This is a genomic window from Olivibacter sitiensis DSM 17696 (assembly GCF_000427965.1).
GTDB classification, from domain to species: Bacteria; Bacteroidota; Bacteroidia; order Sphingobacteriales; family Sphingobacteriaceae; genus Olivibacter; species Olivibacter sitiensis.
Map to the genome: position 1 here is coordinate 34452 of NZ_ATZA01000041.1, position 19879 is coordinate 54330.

Annotated in this window: 16 protein-coding genes, 1 tRNA gene, 1 pseudogene and 1 riboswitch; of the genes and pseudogenes, 5 read left to right on the forward strand and 13 right to left on the reverse strand. The window is 43.0% G+C overall.

The features are described 5' to 3' along the window. Positions 1–45 precede the first annotated feature (45 nt). Positions 46–405: a hypothetical protein gene (locus A37S_RS0117630; RefSeq protein ID WP_028298139.1), complete on the reverse strand. Its 360-nt coding sequence runs from the start codon at positions 403–405 to the stop codon at positions 46–48. Between the two features lie 129 nt (positions 406–534). After that, a riboswitch (cobalamin riboswitch) is annotated at positions 535–729 on the forward strand. A 101-nt stretch (positions 730–830) separates the two neighbouring features. Here A37S_RS0117630 and A37S_RS0117635 point away from each other — a divergent pair. Beyond that, positions 831–2813 carry a TonB-dependent receptor plug domain-containing protein gene (locus tag A37S_RS0117635; RefSeq protein WP_028298140.1) on the forward strand — a complete coding sequence of 661 codons (1983 nt, stop codon included), beginning with the start codon at positions 831–833 and terminating at the stop codon, positions 2811–2813. 19 nt (positions 2814–2832) lie between these two features. Next, positions 2833–3918, forward strand: coding sequence for a YncE family protein (locus A37S_RS26395; protein WP_051293268.1), 1086 nt, complete (start codon positions 2833–2835; stop codon positions 3916–3918). 114 nt (positions 3919–4032) lie between these two features. On the opposite strand, the gene A37S_RS0117645 is transcribed toward A37S_RS26395, so the two are convergent. From A37S_RS0117645 to xerD, 6 genes are all read right to left on the reverse strand, one after another. Next, positions 4033–4698, reverse strand: coding sequence for a DedA family protein (locus A37S_RS0117645; protein ID WP_028298141.1), 666 nt, complete (start codon positions 4696–4698; stop codon positions 4033–4035). A 163-nt stretch (positions 4699–4861) separates the two neighbouring features. Further along, a complete protein-coding gene (locus A37S_RS0117650; RefSeq protein ID WP_169719525.1) occupies positions 4862–5212 on the reverse strand; it encodes a hypothetical protein in 351 nt (116 codons plus the stop codon). 165 nt (positions 5213–5377) lie between these two features. Then, on the reverse strand, positions 5378–5971 hold the full coding sequence (locus A37S_RS0117660) for a hypothetical protein (RefSeq protein WP_028298144.1): 594 nt from the start codon (positions 5969–5971) through the stop codon (positions 5378–5380). Between the two features lie 17 nt (positions 5972–5988). Continuing rightward, positions 5989–8274 carry a TonB-dependent receptor gene (locus A37S_RS0117665; protein WP_169719526.1) on the reverse strand — a complete coding sequence of 762 codons (2286 nt, stop codon included), beginning with the start codon at positions 8272–8274 and terminating at the stop codon, positions 5989–5991. Between the two features lie 235 nt (positions 8275–8509). Continuing rightward, complete coding sequence (locus A37S_RS0117670; protein ID WP_157278791.1) at positions 8510–8857, reverse strand: hypothetical protein; 348 nt, start codon at positions 8855–8857, stop codon at positions 8510–8512. Between the two features lie 67 nt (positions 8858–8924). After that, positions 8925–9821, reverse strand: coding sequence for a site-specific tyrosine recombinase XerD (gene xerD / locus A37S_RS0117675; RefSeq protein ID WP_028298147.1), 897 nt, complete (start codon positions 9819–9821; stop codon positions 8925–8927). Between the two features lie 139 nt (positions 9822–9960). On the opposite strand from xerD, the gene A37S_RS0117680 reads away from it, so the two are divergent. The 3 genes from A37S_RS0117680 (at position 9961) to lepB (ending at position 13265) form a co-directional block, all read left to right on the forward strand. After that, positions 9961–10036: transfer RNA gene (locus A37S_RS0117680), tRNA-His, on the forward strand. A gap of 351 nt (positions 10037–10387) precedes the next feature. Beyond that, positions 10388–11950, forward strand: a complete 1563-nt coding sequence (locus tag A37S_RS0117690) for a hypothetical protein (protein WP_157278793.1) — start codon at positions 10388–10390, stop codon at positions 11948–11950. Between the two features lie 169 nt (positions 11951–12119). Beyond that, positions 12120–13265, forward strand: a complete 1146-nt coding sequence (gene lepB, locus A37S_RS0117695; RefSeq protein WP_028298150.1) for a signal peptidase I — start codon at positions 12120–12122, stop codon at positions 13263–13265. A 39-nt stretch (positions 13266–13304) separates the two neighbouring features. Here the strand turns inward: lepB and A37S_RS0117700 are convergent, their stop codons facing one another. The 6 genes and pseudogenes from A37S_RS0117700 to A37S_RS27815 form a co-directional block, all read right to left on the reverse strand. Next, on the reverse strand, positions 13305–15944 hold the full coding sequence (locus A37S_RS0117700; protein ID WP_028298151.1) for a hypothetical protein: 2640 nt from the start codon (positions 15942–15944) through the stop codon (positions 13305–13307). Positions 15945–15955: 11 nt separating this feature from the next. Further along, positions 15956–16420, reverse strand: coding sequence for a hypothetical protein (locus A37S_RS0117705; RefSeq protein ID WP_028298152.1), 465 nt, complete (start codon positions 16418–16420; stop codon positions 15956–15958). After that, positions 16417–17646, reverse strand: a complete 1230-nt coding sequence (locus A37S_RS0117710; protein WP_028298153.1) for a DUF4221 family protein — start codon at positions 17644–17646, stop codon at positions 16417–16419. Before A37S_RS0117710 ends, A37S_RS0117705 begins: the two co-directional genes overlap by 4 nt. Positions 17647–17732: 86 nt before the next feature. Further along, entirely contained in the window at positions 17733–17972 is a 240-nt protein-coding gene (locus tag A37S_RS0117715) for a hypothetical protein (RefSeq protein ID WP_028298154.1), read from the reverse strand. 312 nt (positions 17973–18284) lie between these two features. Next, a complete protein-coding gene (locus A37S_RS0117720; RefSeq protein WP_028298155.1) occupies positions 18285–19598 on the reverse strand; it encodes an O-antigen ligase family protein in 1314 nt (437 codons plus the stop codon). A gap of 55 nt (positions 19599–19653) precedes the next feature. After that, positions 19654–19879: pseudogene (locus A37S_RS27815) on the reverse strand (IS982 family transposase); the annotation flags it as partial.

A 19879-nucleotide genomic window follows, 5' to 3' on the forward strand; every position in this document is an offset into this window, starting at 1 on the left:
CGCAAATGAAGGCTTAGGGGAATGTAATTTGGCGTTTAATCCAAATTAGAATAGAAAAAGAGTAGGAGGCCCTTTGTTTACCAGCGCATGTAGAAGTGGTTTTATAGCAGATGCGAAGTAACGTTTGCTATAAATGGCCTTAAGATCGATTTGCTTGGCAGCTAGATCAATTGATGCTGGATGATGCTGTTTGCTGGGTTGCCAATTGGATAGCATGTCGCAAATAGTACACTTGGCATCCAAGCTCACTGTCTTATGAAATCCTTTTTCGGAGGAAGCGTAATGCTGATCTGTATGTCGATGATGAAATATAGAAAGGTTGACAAACAAGAATGCGAAAGCACACAAGAGTACCACTATGTTTCTCCATGTTGTACCATTACGGTGTGTAAGCTCTCTCTTCATTTGTTTGCTACAAAGTTGCATATAATACGGTGTACTTCCAAGAGAATTTTTGTATCAATTCCTACAATTGAAGTACATATATTCCCTTTCTAGCTAATAGATTGTTTTCTGTGTCGAAATAAATTTCTGTACCTTTGCCCCGTTATTGGTTTGCGTGCCGTTTCGCGGTACGCGATTAAAAGGGAATACGGTGCGAATCCGTAACTGTCCCGCAGCTGTATGTTTCTATACCAGCCCTAATTACCTTTTTGCCACTCTGCCGATGCGGGGGAAGGCTAGGGTTGGGAAACAAGTCAGAAGACCTGCCAAGAACGTTAGGTTCATCATGCCCTCGTGGATTGGGGCTAGTGTGAAGGATTATCGTTATCACTTGTCAGAAATGGACAAGAGCTTTGCCATAGCTTTTCAATGGCGTAATTATTATCATGGTCCGGAAGTGGCTTTTTTTCGTCTTGTTGGCAATGTTGCTGCAAAAGCTGGCGGCGCAGGAGCGTGTGGATACGCTGAAGGTAGTAGATGTGCTCGCTGATTCCGTTAGAAGGGAAGTATACGAGGCCAATCCCGTACAAAGACTTTCAGCAACTGATTTGCAAAGATTGAACAGCCTCAATGTGGCAGATGCCGCCAGGCAGTTTGCTGGGGTGCAGATCAGGGATTACGGGGGGATAGGAGGAATGAAAACCGTCAACGTGAGAAGCCTGGGCGCGAGCCAACTGGGTTTATTCTACAACGGGGTTCAGCTGGGCAATGCACAAAATGGGCAGGTCGACCTCGGGCGGTATTCACTAGACAATATGGAGTCCATCAGCCTGTACAATGGGCAGCAAAGTGGAATATTCCTTCCTGCCAAGGCTTTTGCCATGGCCTCTTCCCTCTGGCTGACGAGTAAAAGACCAAGATTTGAAGCTGACAGGCGTAGTTCCTTACGCACAACAATGCGTAGCGGTTCTTTCGGTCTTGTCAACCCCTCCTTGCTTTATCAACAACAGCTGGGCGATTCATCCAGCGTAAGTGTCAATGCCGAATGGCTCAATGCCCATGGCAGATATGATTTTATCTACAGATATTTTGATTACGAAAGAGAAGAGCGGAGGGAAAATACGGACGTCCAAAGTTTACGTCTGGAAAGCAGCTTGACGGGAAAAGGAAAGACATCCGAATGGGAATTCAACTTATATGGCTATCAGTCGGAGAGGGGACTGCCAGGAGCCACGGTCTCCAACAATGTGAATAGCCTGGATAGGCAATGGGACAAGGATGTATTTGCACAGTTTCGGTATGTGGAACAATTGGCGCCTAAATATAGGGTACAGTGGAATGCCAAGTATAACTACAACTACCTGCGTTACCTATCGCCCAACTATGCCAATGAGAGCGGACGCCTACAAAATACCTATCGCCAGCACGAGCTATATCTGTCCATGGTCAATGAAATCCGACCAATGGATGACTGGTCTGTAAGTTTAGCTACAGACTATCAATATAACTATTTGGACGCCGATTTGAGGGGCTTTGTCTACCCAAAGAGGCATATGATTATGGCCAATCTAGCTAGTTCTTGGCAAAAATGGAGGCGCTTTGGCATGCAGGCGAATGTACTCGCTACCTATGTGGCAGAACAGGTGGCACAGGGCGATAGGCCGGAGAACAGGTTGGACTACAGTCCCGCCCTATCGGCCCATTACCGTCTGACGGAAGCAATGCCCTTTTACCTGAGGGCTTTTGTAAAGCGTAGCTTTCGGATGCCTACCTTCAACGACCTATACTATACACTTGTAGGGTCTACCAACCTACGGGCGGAAGAAGCCATGCAGTATAACCTGGGCCTGACCTATGAATATGCCCTGAATGGTTGGTTCAATAACATTTTTATTAGCGGCGACGCTTATTACAACAGAATAAGCAACCGTATTACCGCCCTTCCGGGCAACAATCTTTTTAGATGGACAATGGTCAATCTGGGGCGAGTGGATATAAAAGGTGTGGACGTTCAAATGAAGCTCAGGACTTCCCTTGCCCATGATAGCCGACTGGACTGGGGGACAAGTTATACTTTTCAAAAAGCCATTGACGTTGATAGAGGCAGTAGCAGTTATGGCCTGTATGTGCCTTATGCACCGCGGCACAGCGGGGTGTTATTTGCCTTTCTGCAACATAAGGCCTGGGGACTCAACTATAACTATGCTTACAGCGATAGACGCTATGGCCTGTTGGACAATAGCGTGGAAAGCAATGTGTCGGCCTATGGCATACATGACCTGGCGGTCGATTACCGTTTTTCCATCGGCGATGGGAAAGCGAGGCTGGCATTTTTGACCAATAATGTGCTGAACGAAAATTACCAGGTAGTACGCAATTATTATATGCCGAGAAGGAATTTCAGAATGGATTTAACTTATCAATTTTAAAAACAATAATTAATACATCATGAGAAAAATAGACAAATTAAGCGGTTTGATTGGAATAGGACTTTTGTTGTTGAGTGCCTGTAGTAAAGATCCCGTGATAGAACCTGAAGAACCCATACAGAGCGTAGACGGCGTTTATGTCCTCAACGAGGGGGGATTTACCCAGAACAATGCTTCCATCAGTTATTACGACTTTGTGAGTGCTACGTTCACGTCAAATGCTTTCTTGGCTGCTAATGCATCGGGTGATGCACTGGGAGATGTGGCCAATGATGCAGTGATTTATGGAAGTAAAATGTACGTGGTGGTCAATAACTCCAATAAGGTGGAAGTGCTGGATGCGCAGACTTTGCAGCGCAAGAGCGGCGGAATAGTCAGGATCAATCAGCCCCGCTTTTTGGTCTGCACGGAAGGAAAGGTATTTGTCAGCTCCTACGACGACCATGTGTATGTTTTGGATACGGTAGCCTATCAAATAGAGCAAAAGATAGCCGTGGGGCGTGATCCGGAAATGATGGTAGCACTGAATGACAAGATTTACGTGGCCAATTCGGGTGGCGTATCGGAAGTGTACGATAACCGGATATTTATCATCGACGCCAAAACCTATGAGGTGAATGGGACTATTGCCGTAGCAGACAATCTGACCGGGCTATATGCGGGTGTTAACAATACGTTATATGCCAAGTCATTGGACGTATATGATGCTGGTTGGAACGTAATTGCACCTGCCAAATTTATGGTCGTAGATATTGCCAGCCGTCAGGTGAGCAAGACCTTTGATTTTCAGGTGGAACAGTTTGCTGCCAAAGATGGCGTGGCCTATATCTACAGTTCGGATTATGCCGACGAACCGCGCGTAATAGCACTGGATATGACAAGCAATGATGTGGAAAATGAAAATGCGCTGAACTTGACTGGTGTATCTGATTTCGTGTACAGCATAGGAATAGATCCTAGTAATGGCGAAATATGGTTGGGCGATGCAGTGAGCTACGGAAGCACTGGCAAGGTTTTCCATTACGCAAACGACGGGCAGCAGGTCAAGCAAAGTTTCAATACGGGTTACTACCCCAAGAAGTTTGTGTTCAAGAACGCAAATTAACGGCGCAACCATTGTGAGTATAGCTCGGTGATAAGGTCGTCCGCAAGAAGACTAGAGATGCAACTTTAGGGTTGCTCTCTTTTTTTTGTTTTTTGCAATATGTTTTGCCTATGCTTAGCGTACTTTCCTGCGTGCTCTCGTTTTATCTCTTCCCAGACTACTCAAATATTTGATGAGTACGGGCATGGTGGCTACCAGCACGATAAGGATAACGATCCACTCCAGGTTGTTTTTTACCCATACATTTTCGCCCAAGAGGTACCCTGCCGTAACGATGATGCCCACCCATAACAGGCAGCCAATGATATTGAAGTAGGCGAATTTCTTGATGTCCATGTTGACTATTCCCGCCGTTAAGGGAGCAAAGGAACGTATGACCGGCACAAAACGCGCAATGATCACCGCGCTGCCGCCGTGTTTTACAAAAAACGCCCGTGCCTGTATCAGGTATTTTTTCTTGAAGAATCTACCATCCTCTCGACGGGATAGCCGCTTGCCCGATTTCTGCCCTATCCAGTAACCCAGAAAATTGCCGCTTATACCCGCTATGCAAATCAGGATGGCCCAGTACAGGAAATATAGAAGCGGGTCTACGGTGCTTGGCTGTACATTGGCAAGTACAATGCCCGCGATGAATAATAGGGGGTCTCCGGGGAGGAAAAAGCCAAAGAAAATGCCCGTTTCTATGAAGACAATCAATAGTACCAAGTACAGCCCACCGTTATCCATGATCCAGTTTGGGTCTATCAAATTGTCGAAGAATTGCAGTATTTCGTTCATTTAGCTTGTCGTTAATATATATTGTTTTTTGACGTATTGGTCAAAATCATCTGTGTTGAACTTCCTAATGGTAAATGTTTTTCATTATGTTCCCTGCACATTGGCACCTTCATGTCGACGCAATAGACGTATGGGATTTGTTACTCGAAAAGAATCTTTTATCTCAGAACAGGCTGTAAAAAAAGAGGAAAATATAGTATGTAGGTCTTGTCCATGCAGAGAAAGGCGAAGGCACTGCATGGCTAATCGCCGTTTTTGCGGTCAGATTGAGCGCTTGTGTACAAGCTTCTGTTGCCACTGCCACGAAAAAGCCGGATTTGCCCTTAGCATGAACAACAAAATCTGATATATTGTCTACAGCTTCAATACACAAAGCTGCAAAAGACTCGTTTTCTGTTGCGGCATCAGTTGGGGATAGTAAACTCCTTACATCAGTCTCATTGGATAAAATGCTGATGAACATGGCCGAGAGAAGGAAATACCTAAAAACACCTTTTGAAAATAGACTGACCATTTTTACAGTAAGAACTTTCTTGTGGCCCAAAGATAGGCAATCCTTTTCTGTAGTGCAAGCGGGTTGCTGTAGTGTTAGGCATTTGATGGACGAATGGCCCTGCAATGATAACAAAAAGGCCGAGTCAAATATGCTCGGCCTCTTTCCTTATTACGTTGTCAAAGGTTAGTGGTCGTGGTCGTGATCGTCTCCTTCTACCAAATGAAGGGGAAATCTCAGGTCCATGTCCGTAGAACCGCCAAAGCTGGCATGATCTGGGTTGTTCCAATCCGCTGCTGTCGCTCTGGATTTGTTCAGCCCATGGCGTAGAACGGCGTTCATTACAAATTCATCCGCGTGTTCCAACACCGTAAATCTTCCCGTAACTCCTACTTGATCATCTTCATAGACATAATCCAGTACACCGTCAGGAGCACCAGTGAAGAAGAACTGATGGTCATCTGCATCTTCTACAAACTCTTGTTGCATTTCGCGACCTGCGAAATCGTAAGCCACCACTTTGAGGCGGTAGGTATGTCCTTCTACCAGATCATAATGACCCCTAGTGGAATTTCCATCTTCACCAAACTCTACGATAACCGTATCTGTCGTTTCGTCGAAATGATCGCCATGATCTTCCAGCTCAATGAAGTTAAAGATTACCTTTGCAAATTCCTCTTCCGGATTTTCTGGTTCCGGATCGTCCTTTGAGCAGGCGGAAAAGCCAACAATACCCAAAGCAAATAATCCCAATACTAAATAGTTGCGTAATTTGTTCATGATTTCTGTTTTATCTGTTAAAAAATATATTGAATTCTAAGTGTAATATTTCTGCCCATTTCGTGGGTATAATACCTGAAGCGGTTCATGTAATCCTTATATAGCGTGTTTGTCAAGTTGTCTACTCCCAGACTCATGCCAAGGGTATGGGCGCTGTTTGCCTTGTACTTTATGCCGGCTACGGCATTGAAAAGATGGTAAGCAGCAGGCGGCGCGGCATAATCGCTCTCTGGTTCGTATCTGCTTTGCCTAGCCACATATTGATGATCCACCTGGATGAAAGGTGAGGTCCAGCGCGTCGTACCTTCTTGATTTGTGGCAGGCACTTCCCAACGCAGGCCATGGGTCACCCTATCCGAAGGGATGTAGGGGAGGTATGTTCCGTCGCTCACGTTTTTGGCCCTTACCATGGCCGCATTGACGTGATAATTAAGCTGTGTGTTGATCTGATATTGCGCATTGAGATCCAATCCCCAAAAGCGGGCATTGCTTTGTTCATACCTGAATACCGGAAAAGTGCCACGAACGGTTTGTATAAATTCACCACTGCTTGGTTGTGCGTAGATGTAGTCATGGATATATTGACCGTAGAGATCGATGTCAAAACGCCATTTTTCGTCCTCGTAGTGGGCGCTATTAACCCATTTGTAGCTTCTTTCGCTTTGCAGTTGGTCGTCGCCTATTTCATACAGGGCGGCACCGTGATGCAATCCGCTGCTGTATAGTTCGTTGGCGCTAGGTGGGCGCCACGCTAGTCCAAGGTTCGATCGCAAGTCCCACTTGGCGTTGGGATGCCAGACTGCTCCCAGCGAGCCGGTGATATTGTGAAAAGTTCTGGTACCACCGTATAGTTCTTGTCCATAATTCTCTTCTGTTCCTGTGGGATTGTTCAAGTCGAGCCTATACCCGGCAGCATCGAAATATTTATAATCATATCGCAGGCCTGCCTCTAGCTCATAATGATTTTTCACCAGACGCTCAATACCGTAAATGCCACCTGTATAGCTATCATAATTCGGGATGATGGGGATGGTTAGTGTACCTGGTATGTTGTTGTTTACCTGCATAATGTGGCTTGTACCCACGATGGTGCGTAGCCCATTTGACTTTAGATGATCGTAGCTGATATCCATGCTCTGCGTGGTCAACTGCAGATTGAGCGATGGGATGGCGTCTCTATCGCCGCGCCTGATGTCGTATTCTTGTCTATGATCGCGTTGGAAGGCATATTGTACATCCAGTGAAGCCCCGTTTGCGAAATCGTGATGGGCTTTCAGCTTGGCCAGATCGTGCTTTACTCTTTGGCGAGGCGAGGCAATGTCATAACTGAAATCATAAGTCAAAAAAGGCCTACCATTGTCTATGATAGCTTGAATATCTTCCAGCGTTCCGATATGGGCTCCTGTAAAGATGCCAAGCTCCGTGTCGTAGTGGCTATAATAAGCATCAAATTTGGCGATGGGTGTGTTGTAGCTGAGGGCGGTAGAAAAATCTATCTCATTCACTCCGGTATTGCCCAGGTAATAGTTGGCCGTTTTGATACTGCCCGCTTTCTTATAAGTACCTTGGGCGCGCCAAGCCAGGTTGTTCCATTTTTTTATATTGCCTTCCAGGGTGCCCGAGAAGGTGCCCGAGCGTCCGTTGCTAGCACCTACCGCATGCAGTTCTCCACCCAATGTCTTATCAATGGGCATTGGAGCCGGGTCTACCAAGACAACACCGCCAATGGCATCTGCCCCATACCGCACACTTTCGGCTCCTTTTACTACACTGAGCTTCTTGGCGGTGAATGGGTCTATTTCCGGAGCATGTTCTGCACCCCATTGCTGTCCCTCTTGCCTGATGCCGTTGTTCATGATAAGTACCCTATTGCTGTGCATACCGTTGATGACGGGTTTTGCAATGTTACTCCCCGTATTTAAAGTAGAGACACCTGCTATTTTGGATAGCGCCTGAGCCAAATTTTCTCCGCGGCTTTCATCCATTTGCTGCTCACTCAGACTTATGATTTTGGCTGTCGATCGTTGTGTGGGCGCATGGCCTATCACCTCCACATCGTGTAGTACAACGTCGCTATGCGTCAGCTGAAAATTGATGGTTTGATTAGACGTAAGCTGTAGGTGTCTTTTTTCATCCGTGTACCCTAGCGAGCTTACGGTGATCTCCACCGATCCAGCACATAGTTCCCTGAAGGAAAAATACCCGTGACCATCGGTCATGGTTTGTCTATTTGAAGGAGAGAGGGTTACGCTTACTCCAGACATGGGGAGTTTGGTATCGGCATCGAATATGCGACCTTTCAATTCAATAGTGCAATCTTTTTCCTGGGCGAATGAAAAAATGTAGCAAAATAACATGCAAATGGATAAAATACTGTTTTTGAACATATGTTGTTTAGTAAAAATGCACGATGCTGAACGATCTAGGATATACAACAAGATGCATGCAGATTGGATGAAATGCTAGTAAACGACAGCAATTACCACTGTATGGGCGAACCACTTTTTATGAAAAAGCGCTTTCGAGCTACCGTATAGCCTAGCAAGAAATGACAGGGGGGGCTTTGTTGGTAAATTCTTCCATAAATCCAATTTGGGTGTTGGATCTATAGTCGCATGGCAATACAGCGATTACCTTTTGAGGAGGTTGCTGCATGGCCATTACCATAGGCATGATTTGGGCATGTTGGTGATGGAATAGAAAATGGCATATTTGACAATTTTGGTCTTGGCTATTTCCATTGTCATCACTTCCGTTCAAAACATTATGTGTTACCTTGTCTTGATCTAGGTGCAGGGCATGGACCAGCTGGTAGCTTTGTATATAGCTAAACAACCCCAACAGGAGGATGGCCATGAACTGCAATATGTGACTTTTCTTAGGCAACTTGTTTTTTTATTTGACACAAAGGTATCTTAATCGCATCGTAGTTGCAAGTAAAAAAAGCGATACGTTACGAACGTGGATGAAAAGATTTAATGACCGACTGAAGGTAGTCCCTGTCCAGATGGGTATAGATTTCGGTGGTGGTGATGCTTTCATGTCCCAGCATTTCCTGTACGGCACGCAAGTCAGCCCCACCTTCAATAAGGTGCGTGGCGAAGGAATGTCGGAAAGTGTGGGGGCTAATGCTTTTGTTAATACCCGCTTTCTTGGCCAGATCCTTGATGATGTTGAAGACCATGATACGCGAAAGTGAGCTGCCAAAGCGGTTGAGAAAAACATAATCTTCTTTCCCCTTTTTGATATTGGCATGTACCCGTACCTCTTGGATGTAGATGTTCAGGTATTTGACGGCCTCGTTTCCAATAGGTACGAGACGCTCCTTGTTGCCCTTTCCCGTCACCTTGATAAAGCCGATTTCCAAAAAGAGATTGGAAAGTTTCAGCTCTACCAGTTCGGTCACGCGAAGCCCGCAGCCGTAGAGGATTTCCAGCATGGCCTTATTGCGTGTCCCCTCGGGCGTGGAGAGGTCTATGGCCGCCAACAGCTGGTCTATTTCTGTGAGATGGAGGGTATCTGGTAGTTTCCTACCCAGTCGCGGCGCTTCTATTAAATATGCCGGATTGCTTTGGATTGCCTCTTCCAGCATCATGAACTGATAAAATGCCTTGATGCCCGATAATATCCTTGCCTGGGTATATGCCGCCAGGCCGAGCTCGTTAATCCATACCAAGAAATCCCGAATATGGGAGGTCTCTATGTTCTCCGGATCCTTATGGATATACAATTCACTAAACTGTCTTAGCTTATCTACATCCGTCAGGTAGGCATCTATGGAGTTCTGGGAGAGTGAGCGCTCTAACCGTAGGAATTGCTTGAATTTGTGTTGTGCTGATATCCAGTTCATTGCAGGAGAAGCTCCCTTTTTTGTGTTTCTGTTGCCAACAGAATGAATAGGAACGTCTAGGCAAAAGTATAAAAATTGATAGAAAATACTTGCAGGATATGGGTAAGTGCAGTATCTTTGCCTCACTAAATTAAAAAACGGTGGTTTTAGCTCAGTTGGTTAGAGCGCCTGATTGTGGTTCAGGAGGTCGTGGGTTCGAGCCCCATATTCCACCCCGAAGATTAAAAGCCCTTTTTACAGCTAAAAAGGGCTTTTTTTATGCGCCAGCGCCTATTTGCCCTTCTAAAAACCTGACCCATTTGTAAGCATTTCGTGAAGTTCTACAGGGAAATTTGCTGAACCTGACCAAAAATGTTTTACAAATGTTTAACAACGAACATGGCTACCGTAAGGGAATTCGTGCTCAAGCTTAAGGCCGCTCAAAAAAAAATAATAGCGCATTATAGAATTATGTTTTTTCATAATGGTAAAAATTGGTATTTTAGCGTTAATTGCTTGAAAATTATTATCTTTATTAGCCAGTTTTACTCGGAAATAACCTAAGTATTGAATAAATAATGTGGCCCGTGAAAATTCAAAAACTATCCTTTGGAGTCCTTTCATTATCATTGTTTTTTATTTGCTGTCAAAGCAATAACGTTTCAAACATCGACTGGGAATCTATTGAAGAGGAATTCCTGGGGGAGGATTTGATGTATAAAAGTACGCTATACTTAAAGTCTAATCTTCCAAAATTATACTCTTTCAAAAACTATTTGGTGAAAGGTGAAGATACGGTCTATGTGACTTCTGAAACTGACAGCTTAGGGATTTCTAAACTTCTAAATAGAGGATATAAAGTCGGGCATGAAGTTCATAGGGATGAAAGCATCTTGAATACCTCCTATATTAAAAATTACATTCACCAGGTTTGTGAAAATTGGAAAAGCTTACCCTGGCACAACGAGGTTCCGGATTCTATATTCTTAAAATATGTTCTGCCATATAAAATTGGGGCAGAATATCCAGATAACTGGAGGGAGTCAGTGTTAAAAAAACTAGGTGATAGTATCAATGCCGTAGACTCCTCCTATTTTGAAGATAAGCGAAAGTTTATCGATAAGACGATAAAGAAAAAGCTGTGGCCCATTCAGGATAAATGGTATCATTACAGTGATGAACCATTCCCTTTCGGAGGTATTCCTTCTTTTAACGAATTAAAAGGATGGGGCAGGGGGAATTGCTATATCGGTTCCCAGCTTAGTATTTATTTTGCTAGAACCATTGGAATTCCAATGGGATTAGATTTTATCCCATATTTTGGTGGAATAAATGGTTCTCATTCCTTTGAAGTGCACTGGGATCCTGAAACAAACAGGATGCTTAAATTTAGGCCATTTGATATTCCGGTAACGAAAGTATACCGACGTACTTTTGAACCCCAAAGTACATGGGCGGACGTTAAAGAGAGCTGGAAGCTTCCAAATTTTGATATTGAATTTTTGAAATCCGATCACGTTCTTGATGTTACAGACAGGCATGTTGTTGTTAAGGATGTAATAGTAACTCCTCCAAAAAATGTAGACGTTAAGCACGCATACCTTGGTGTTTATTCATATGGGAACTGGATACCCATTCAATATGCCACGTTATCCGATATGGGTAACTTCCGCTTTGGGAAAATGGGCGTGAATATCTTCTATAAAGTTTTATTTCCGGAAGTAGGATTGGAACAATACGATACTCCTGTTTTCTATCTTAATTATGACGGTATGATCATATGGCCATTTAAGAATGAACAGAGAGTAAATATGTCACTTAATGCGATCAATCATGGAAGAGATGCTTATGTCCGTAAGAACCGCTTTTATACACTTTACGCTTTGGCGCAAAATGGAAAACTGATTCCTTTGGAGACAAAAAAATGCGAAAAGGATAGCGTCTTAAATTTCGTTCAGGTACCACATTCCAAGTTCTATGTTTTAAAACCAAAAGGTTCCCAACCGGTAGACTATGCTCGGTTCTTCGCATTAAAAAATGGCAATCAGGATTGGCTTATCGATGTGAATAGTATTAGATATCCACAGTTGGTAGCACAACCCTATCAGCCCGGTGACGAGATTTATTCTCGATACCACGATGATCCCTAGGATATTAGTACCGTGACTTTGGGTGGTCTTCTCGGATACGTATGGAAGTCAGAAAGCAGGTACTTTTGCTATATGCAATATACCAAATGACCCATTATAGACTTTAGGTATCCAGCTTCTGCCAATTGATAGGTTGATTTTCGTTTTTTTTGGTCGATTAATATTATAGATGAATAGAAAAAAAAACAGCAAACTCAGAAAGCTCATATTTTATATCTTTTTCAGTTGCATTATACTCTTAGCAACGGTCTTTGGTCTCTTCTGGTTGTCTCTTCTGATACTTCTATATGTATTAATTTATTTGGTGTTTTTTGAGTTGTTTTTGTTTCGACTGCTTAGAAGACAACGATTTCTTATATTCGGGCTGAAGGCGTTTTTTTTTCTTTTAATACTTTTTTCCCTAAAGGTTTTCGTTATAGAACCATATCGAGTTCCGAGCGGGTCAATGGAAAATACCTTTAGGGGGGGAGACATTATCTTTGTAAATAAATTAATATATGGCCCGCGTTTTATGCGGCGTGGGAAAAGTACTTTTGTGGACGGAGAATCTAACGTTTACTACATAGATAAGAGCAAAAGCAAACCTCTGAAATTTAGTGGTATAGACGGCGTTAGAAGAGGAGATGTGTTTGTCTATCAGATGTCTAAAGATTTTTTTATGGTCAAAAGATGTATGGGACTACCTGGAGATACGATAAACATGTTGAAAGGTAACGTTCAAATAAATAATCAGGTATATAGCCCATCAAAAAACATTAAACAATTTTATCTAATAACTACTCGAAATAATAAGGAAAGGTACCATTTTCTTTCCCGAATTGGCATTCAAAACGATATTAAACGTGTTAACGATCACGTCTTTAGCGGTTTTTTTACGGTTGAGGAAATAGAAAAAATAAAGGAAGTGCCGGTATTAGATAGTATACAGATAGTAACGGGAGAGTCAAAAACAGAACTTCTACCAGCGTTCCCAATTGATGAATGGACTGTTGACAATTTTGGCCCAGTAGTAGTCCCTAGGAGGAACTCAACAATCCGCCTGAATTCTGCAAATTATTTACTATACAATAGATTATTGGCAGAACATGAACAGGTGACTGTTTTGGAAAAAAAAGGGAAATATTATCATTTAGGCCAAGGAATCAAAAACTACACTTTTAAAAACAACTATTATTTCATGCTTGGGGACAATCGGTCAAACTCTATCGACTCAAGATATTCTGGGTTTATACCTGAGTCATTTATTATCGGGAAAGTGAATTGGAGTTTATCCTATGGCGACGAAAATATATTTTCAGTGAATGCTGTGAAATAAGTAAAGAGTAGGCAATATGGACTTAACTGTGTTTGATGACTAGTCCGCGATATTCTTTCGGATAACGTTAAATTCGAAAGCTCCCTTCCCCAAAAGGCCGTTAGCGCTAACGCCTTCTATCCTTCCCACAAAGCCGGACGAGATATCCGAACTAAAGAACTGTACCACAACTTCCCCATTGCTGTCGGTTACCAGGTTTGGCTTCCAGTAGAGGGTGTTCCTAAAATCATCTTCTTTCGGTTCTGCTGACAATGAATCATCCGAGTAGTTAGGGCTGAAAAATTCCCGCGGCAAGATGTATCCCTTAAGCATGGCCATGTTGTGCTTTTTTAACAGCTCCTCCTCCGTGAACTTGGGGCCATGGTAAGTGACTTCCCTCGATCCATCAAATACAAATCCTCCTTTTGCAAAATCCACCTCTCCACTTCCTATCGGCTGGCCTTTGTAATATAAGATATAATACCTTTTCCCTTCAACGGGCTTTCTCCTCCATTCCTGTTTGGTTAAGGGATTATTCATGACGAATTTGGTGTTACTCGTCCTATAGTTTGCCGAATCCTGTGGCCGGACCTCTATAAAATCGGTGACCATATCGGCTTTGGTGAGGCTATCAAGGTAACCCAGGTATTTATCCCTAAAGGACGCCGTACCCTTCGAAGTTATGCTGACCTCCTTAAGCATTATCCTGCCGCGATCTATTTCGGATCGCGGGACGGGGAGTATTTCAAGTGATACTTTCTGTTCGATGGGATAGCTTGATCTTCTGTTTGACATGGCTGCATTGATGGCCACGAAAGGGTTGTCAATTTGGATAACTACGTTTTTTCCCTCGGGAACCATGGCTTTTACATACAGATACCCATTGTTTGTCGAGGCCATATCGCCGGGTAACACCTCGAAGGTATCCAACGAATCTATCACGATAAAACGCCGGTATTCCCTGTTATCGGGCGCGAATACTTGTAGGACCACGGATTCCTTCTGGGTATTCTTTTTGCTTTTGGTTTCGAGCTTTCCTCTAATGGTGTTGCGCACCACCGCAGTCCCGCTGTCCCCATCGAAGTTTTCAGGATTCCACTTATATTTTCGCCAACCGTTTGTCATCATAAGCAGGTCAAGGCTCCGTTCCCTATCCGGTGTTCCTAAATCAAAGTACTGGTCGGGTTTATATACCCTACCCTTCAGCTGATTATCCAGGTAATAATGGGTGAGGATGTTTTTCGGCTCTCTCGGGTTCCTGTACAGGCTATCGAAGATACTGATTCCAAGGTGGGCAACCACGGGTCTTTGTTCTTCATCGGTCACCTTTATCTTCACCGTGGCCTTTTGGCGTAGACCCAAGTTTTCCGATCCCAAAAGCTCGGCCGAAACATACAATTGTTTCCGAGGGTTAAGATATATCAATCTTTCCGCCAAGGGTCTGAATGCACTGTCCAATAGCGCCACCTCTGCAATACCCTGCGGGGCATCCGATATGGGTAGCTCCAGCATGATGCTGTCCTTGAGCGGGATACGGGCAAGGCCGAATACCTTTCCGCGAACCTGGCCCCTCACGTACACGGTTTGCGGTTGGGAACCAGGGGAGGAATATACCTTAAGCATGGCGCCTTTTTCTCCAGTGCCTCCATAATGCAAGGCGATTCCCTGGTGGGCAGATCCTAGCTTATATAAGGAGTCGGTATAAGGTGTGTCCAGCTCGACACTGTAACTATGGCCTTCAAGTGCGAGAAAACGCATGCTACCCATGCCGTCATGTGTTGTGTTGAATTTTTGGATAGGCCTATCGTTTTCCAGCAATTTTCCCGAAACCTCCACAGGCATGCCCCTGTGGTCAGTGGCCTTGAAGGCCACCGTATTATTAACACCAGTTATCAGGTGCCCACCCTCGGGCAACAAGTGAAAGTCTAGCTGGTCGGGATGGTAGGGAACATCGAACGTCCGGATCGCTGATCTACCTTCCCCTTGATCTAAGGCCTCTACAGTAATTCGGGAACCGATCGGCGAGGTGCCGTCGGCGAACGACACAACGACATTTCCCACCGGATCTGCCGTGACTTCTTTGCGTTCGACCATTACAGGCCCGTTCTCCAGGGTAACGATCGCCTTTACACCGGGTATCGCGCCGCCACCCGTTCGGGTTAATTTCAGGTTAAAGGTAATCTGTTGCCCTTCCCGATAACTATCGTGATCAAACTTGCCCTCAATCCTTATTTGAGGTATAATGTATTTCTTTATGCTTATGCGTCTAAGGGACCTAAAGTCATCCTTGCCGTTTTTGAAACTGGTGTTCGTGAATGCCCGAAGGTAATAATCACCTTCCCTGAGGCTGTCGGCAAGGTACAGATGACCACTGGAAAAGCCCCCCAGGAGAACGAATTTTTCTTCTGCTACCGGCGTTACGCTGTCTACGGGAATCAGCTGAACGTACAAGGTAGTATCTGTGGCTGACGGGCTGAAATCCTGTGCATGGAGTAAATAGGCCTTGAACCACAAATCCTCCGATGTCTCGTAGATATCCTTGCTAGGCTGAACATAACAGGTTGTTGTCAATTCCTTTTCAAGAAAGGTACGCTCAAAATTATCAGCCAATACCTGCTGTTCATTACTGCTTAATTGAGGGAACGCATGTTCGGGGAAAATGTAAAACTGAATAAAAAAAGCAATAAAAAGTATCCTCATCAATCCGATTTTTACTCCTCCAACAACAATCTCAGATTATTGAATGCACTTGGACTGTTTGGAGACTGGAATGCATGCTCCTGATACCGACCATCTTTAATTTTTACGATGCATGGATAAACAATATTCGGTGTCGGAATTTTTATCTCATTTTCTATATCTGCGCGCACATTACTCTGGCCGCTCACCTTTGCGCCGATTTTATGCTCTAGAATCTTTAAAGACTCAACTCTTGTCAGCACAAAATACATGTTTTTTTTGTCGACAAAATCTTTCATAAATGCTTCTGCCTCTTGGATACATCCATGGCATCCCATTCCTGGTAGCAGGATAAACCACTCCGTACCTGCAGGGGGTGGGAATTTTTCAACCAAGGAAATCAGGTAATCCTTCTCAACATCGTTTTCGGTCTTTTGCCTGCATGATATAACAACGGCAAATAATACTAAACTATATAAAAATAAATATTTTTTCATGCTTTTATGGTTATTTTAAAGGTTTTGTATATGAGACGTTCTTCATCTAGGTTGTCTGGTATGTATTCGATATGTAGGCCTTCGTCGCTAACAAAGACATTCTGGATAAACCAATTCTTGAGAAGTCCCAGATTTTTCTCACCTATATACTTGAAATTCTCATCTAATATGATGACCGAAACCGATTTATCGTTCCATTTGCTGGATTTTGAATAATCTTTTATTCCGTGCCTTACAAATCTATAATACACTTTCCTATAAGGATCATAGCGGACCGATGCGTATTCGTCGCTTCGAAGCGTGTGCTCCACTAACGACTCCTCGGTTAATTTGTCGACTTCTGTGGCCATTGACCGGATGTCTTCTATGTAGTTACTACCTGCAAACTCGCTGGCTGAATATGCATCTTGTCCCGGCGCCGTGATATATAGGTTGTGTGATACCGGAAAGCTGAAAACCAAAATATTCCGATCGGCATTATAGGCCATGTAGGTCTCAAAAAATTTATCTCCTCCCCAATTGTAGTTAGAACCGTATAGGGAGTCTGGGTAGTTGTAGAGAAAATCGACATTATCGTTTGATACGTTCGTTGATGATACAAATCTGAAGTTTTTTAAAAGATCATTCTTGAGCACTTGAAATGTCTGCCCGGAAAAGAAAATTCGATCTCCTATCTTGACGATTTGGTTCGTGCCTTGCGGGTAATACTGTGGATATTGAAGGTACCAAGGTTCTGTTCTTAAGTCCTGGTCCGCAATTAAAGAAATTCTTGTTAGGTCATTGTTCCGTTTATTATATAGCAAATATTCCATGTTGCCCTGATTGTATATATAAACAGAATCCAGTCCAGAAAGATGGTATGCTTTAGGCTGTACCTTCTCGGTAGAATCAGGCAGCAAATTGCTTCCAATATTAATTGAATTTATTATCTGCCTTGTATCATAATCATACTGGTATATAGCGGAAGTATAATGGTTTAGAAACGATAGTACCCGCTTGCCGTCTGGCAGTTCTAAAAATTGGGCATATTCAATTTTCGGCGCGGTAAGGCTATCCAGTTGAAATATGACATCGGCACTTTCTTCTAAGATATGGGTAGGTCTAAGTTTTCCTACAAAAGGGTTTTTAACCACTTTTACATTTGAAAAACTGCTGTCGTTACTGCAGGAACCGAAAATTAAGAAAAAAGGAAAAAACAAGAAAAAAAAGTGTTCATTTACTTTCATACGGTATATGTTTGTTGAAAATATGCGGAATATTATCCCGCATATTTTGACGAAAACTTCGTTTCAGGTACTAAGATGCCCATGCATCACATTGCCCATGCATCACAGGGAGGCAAGAAATTCAACCCCCAATAGCAGTTATTGGTAAGTTCATAGCAATGCCCGTTGTTCATAGAATTCGATATGCATTCCGCGTTTGCCTCGTTGATTTTGGTAAGTGAAGACAGATCTATATCGCCTATGCTATTTTCTTTACTGACAGACATGTTGTATAGGAAAACCGATAGCACGGCACCGCATCCTAAAAGCTTTAATGTTTTTTTCATCTTGATAATAATTAGTTTTAAAATAGTTGTTTTTGCGGCTAGATAGTATCCAATGGGTGGATGCCTATCTAGATATGTTAAAGTTTGGTCTCTTAAATTCAACCTCCTTTATTTTTAGAATATAGCGAAGTTAAATATATAGTTTTATAAAAACAATTATTAAAGAAAAAATTATTCCCTTTTTTTGTTATCGAAAATTAGAGATACCAGTCGCTAGAATTCCGTTGTACCATGCTGTTTTTCAAATCCGAGGGATGGATCCTGCTGGACTTGGATCGGGCGAATAATTGATGTGGCAGATGAGCAGGATGCTTAACGTAGCTTTAAGGTCTGGTTATCTCTCAGGTATTTTTCCATCTGGGACCTAATTTCTAGTGTCGCTTTGGAAGGTACTTTGATGTCCATGTTCATAATATCCTCGGCTAACGATTTGGCCGCTTCAGGTTTGTTCCAATGTTGATATAGCTTTACCAGTAGGTACTTCGGGTATAGCCGATTAGGTTTCATGTAAAATGCGTCAAAATATGCTTGCTCTGCTTCAGGGTATTTGCCCAAATGTTTATAGCTGTCGCCTTTTGCGATGCAGGATACCGTGTTTGGGAACAAATTTTCAGCCTCTTTTAGTATTTCAAGAGCTTCTTCATGTCTGCCTGCCATAAATAGGGCCTTCCCGTAATTCGTGAGAAAATCACCATTGTGCTTAAGTCCGGGATATGCTTCCGCATATTTAACGATCGAATTGGCATAAACCTCATAACTGTACAGATGTTGGGCCTCTTTCCAAAGCTGAAATCGGGTCTGATAGAAATGGATTTTAAAGGTTGCGAAACTTGCCAGTACTAACAACGCTATAAACGCGGATATCCCTAAAGAAAACGATTTTTTTTCTAATACTCTTTTAGGAATGTTTGTAGAGACTGCCTTTTCTAGCTGACGGGACTTAGCAATAGTTGCTAAGAAAAGAACCAGATTGGTTTTGATTGGTAAAATTTGTGATGGATACGAGAAAAGAGAAAATATGGCAATACAAAGTATTCCTGCTCTCGCTAAGGTGGGAAGACTAGTCTCATTACTCATAAAATTCAGTTTTAGCATTACATGTCTGAAATCATTTCGCTTTTTTGTCCTGGCAAATAATACGGTCAATAATATCGATAGCATTAACAGCAAGCCGATAAACCCATTTTCAACGGTAGCCTGTAAGTATTCGTTAAATGCATAATTGGTGTCATCTGCCAGCCTAATCTCATTTGCATAAAAGTTATTTTTAAAATACTCTGCTTGATAGTTCATGTACCTTGATTTGAACTGACCAAAACCGATGCCGAACAATCTGTTTTCATGCAATATGTTTTTTCCAATCTTCCAGATGAGCACGCGCCCATCTGCGGATTCCTTTTTTAAATACAGGGTCGCAATTGCCGATATGGATAGTAAACAAATGCATAGGGCAAATAAGGCGATGTTTTTGGCCGTCCACTTCAAGTTTTTATAGAAACATAGTATTTCTTTTTTATAACGGTAAGTTAACAGAAAAATGGTCGGAATGATGACCGATAGAATTGCAGCACGTGATAGGCTGGCAGATAATGCAAGTGCAGTAAAAGAAAGTGTGAGCGGAACCAAAATTCGAAAAAAAGCAAATTCCCATCTGCCATTATTAATTAATTCAAGTTGCTAGTTATATAATCTTGTTCAATGTAAAAGCGAAGATGAACAGGGATATTTTAAGAATCCATCCCCTAAATGTTACGGCATGGATTTTTCTAAGAAACAGCCCCTTTATCTCACTGATGGTCGTCTCCACCCTTTTTCTCATATACTCTTTTATGAATGCCGCGCTTGCACTGTCCTTCCTTTTGCTGTTTGCCTTTCGGTGCACTTTAAGGGCAATCTGATCGTTCTCC

Coding starts and splice junctions, on each gene's coding strand:
- A37S_RS0117630 (WP_028298139.1), bottom strand. CDS start 405: ATGAAGAGAGAGCTTACACACCGTAATGGTACAACATGGAGAAACATA.
- A37S_RS0117635 (WP_028298140.1), top strand. CDS start 831: ATGGTCCGGAAGTGGCTTTTTTTCGTCTTGTTGGCAATGTTGCTGCAA.
- A37S_RS26395 (WP_051293268.1), top strand. CDS start 2,833: ATGAGAAAAATAGACAAATTAAGCGGTTTGATTGGAATAGGACTTTTG.
- A37S_RS0117645 (WP_028298141.1), bottom strand. CDS start 4,698: ATGAACGAAATACTGCAATTCTTCGACAATTTGATAGACCCAAACTGG.
- A37S_RS0117650 (WP_169719525.1), bottom strand. CDS start 5,212: ATGGTCAGTCTATTTTCAAAAGGTGTTTTTAGGTATTTCCTTCTCTCG.
- A37S_RS0117660 (WP_028298144.1), bottom strand. CDS start 5,971: ATGAACAAATTACGCAACTATTTAGTATTGGGATTATTTGCTTTGGGT.
- xerD (WP_028298147.1), bottom strand. CDS start 9,821: ATGAACTGGATATCAGCACAACACAAATTCAAGCAATTCCTACGGTTA.
- lepB (WP_028298150.1), top strand. CDS start 12,120: ATGAATAGAAAAAAAAACAGCAAACTCAGAAAGCTCATATTTTATATC.
- A37S_RS0117700 (WP_028298151.1), bottom strand. CDS start 15,944: ATGAGGATACTTTTTATTGCTTTTTTTATTCAGTTTTACATTTTCCCC.
- A37S_RS0117705 (WP_028298152.1), bottom strand. CDS start 16,420: ATGAAAAAATATTTATTTTTATATAGTTTAGTATTATTTGCCGTTGTT.
- A37S_RS0117710 (WP_028298153.1), bottom strand. CDS start 17,646: ATGAAAGTAAATGAACACTTTTTTTTCTTGTTTTTTCCTTTTTTCTTA.
- A37S_RS0117715 (WP_028298154.1), bottom strand. CDS start 17,972: ATGAAAAAAACATTAAAGCTTTTAGGATGCGGTGCCGTGCTATCGGTT.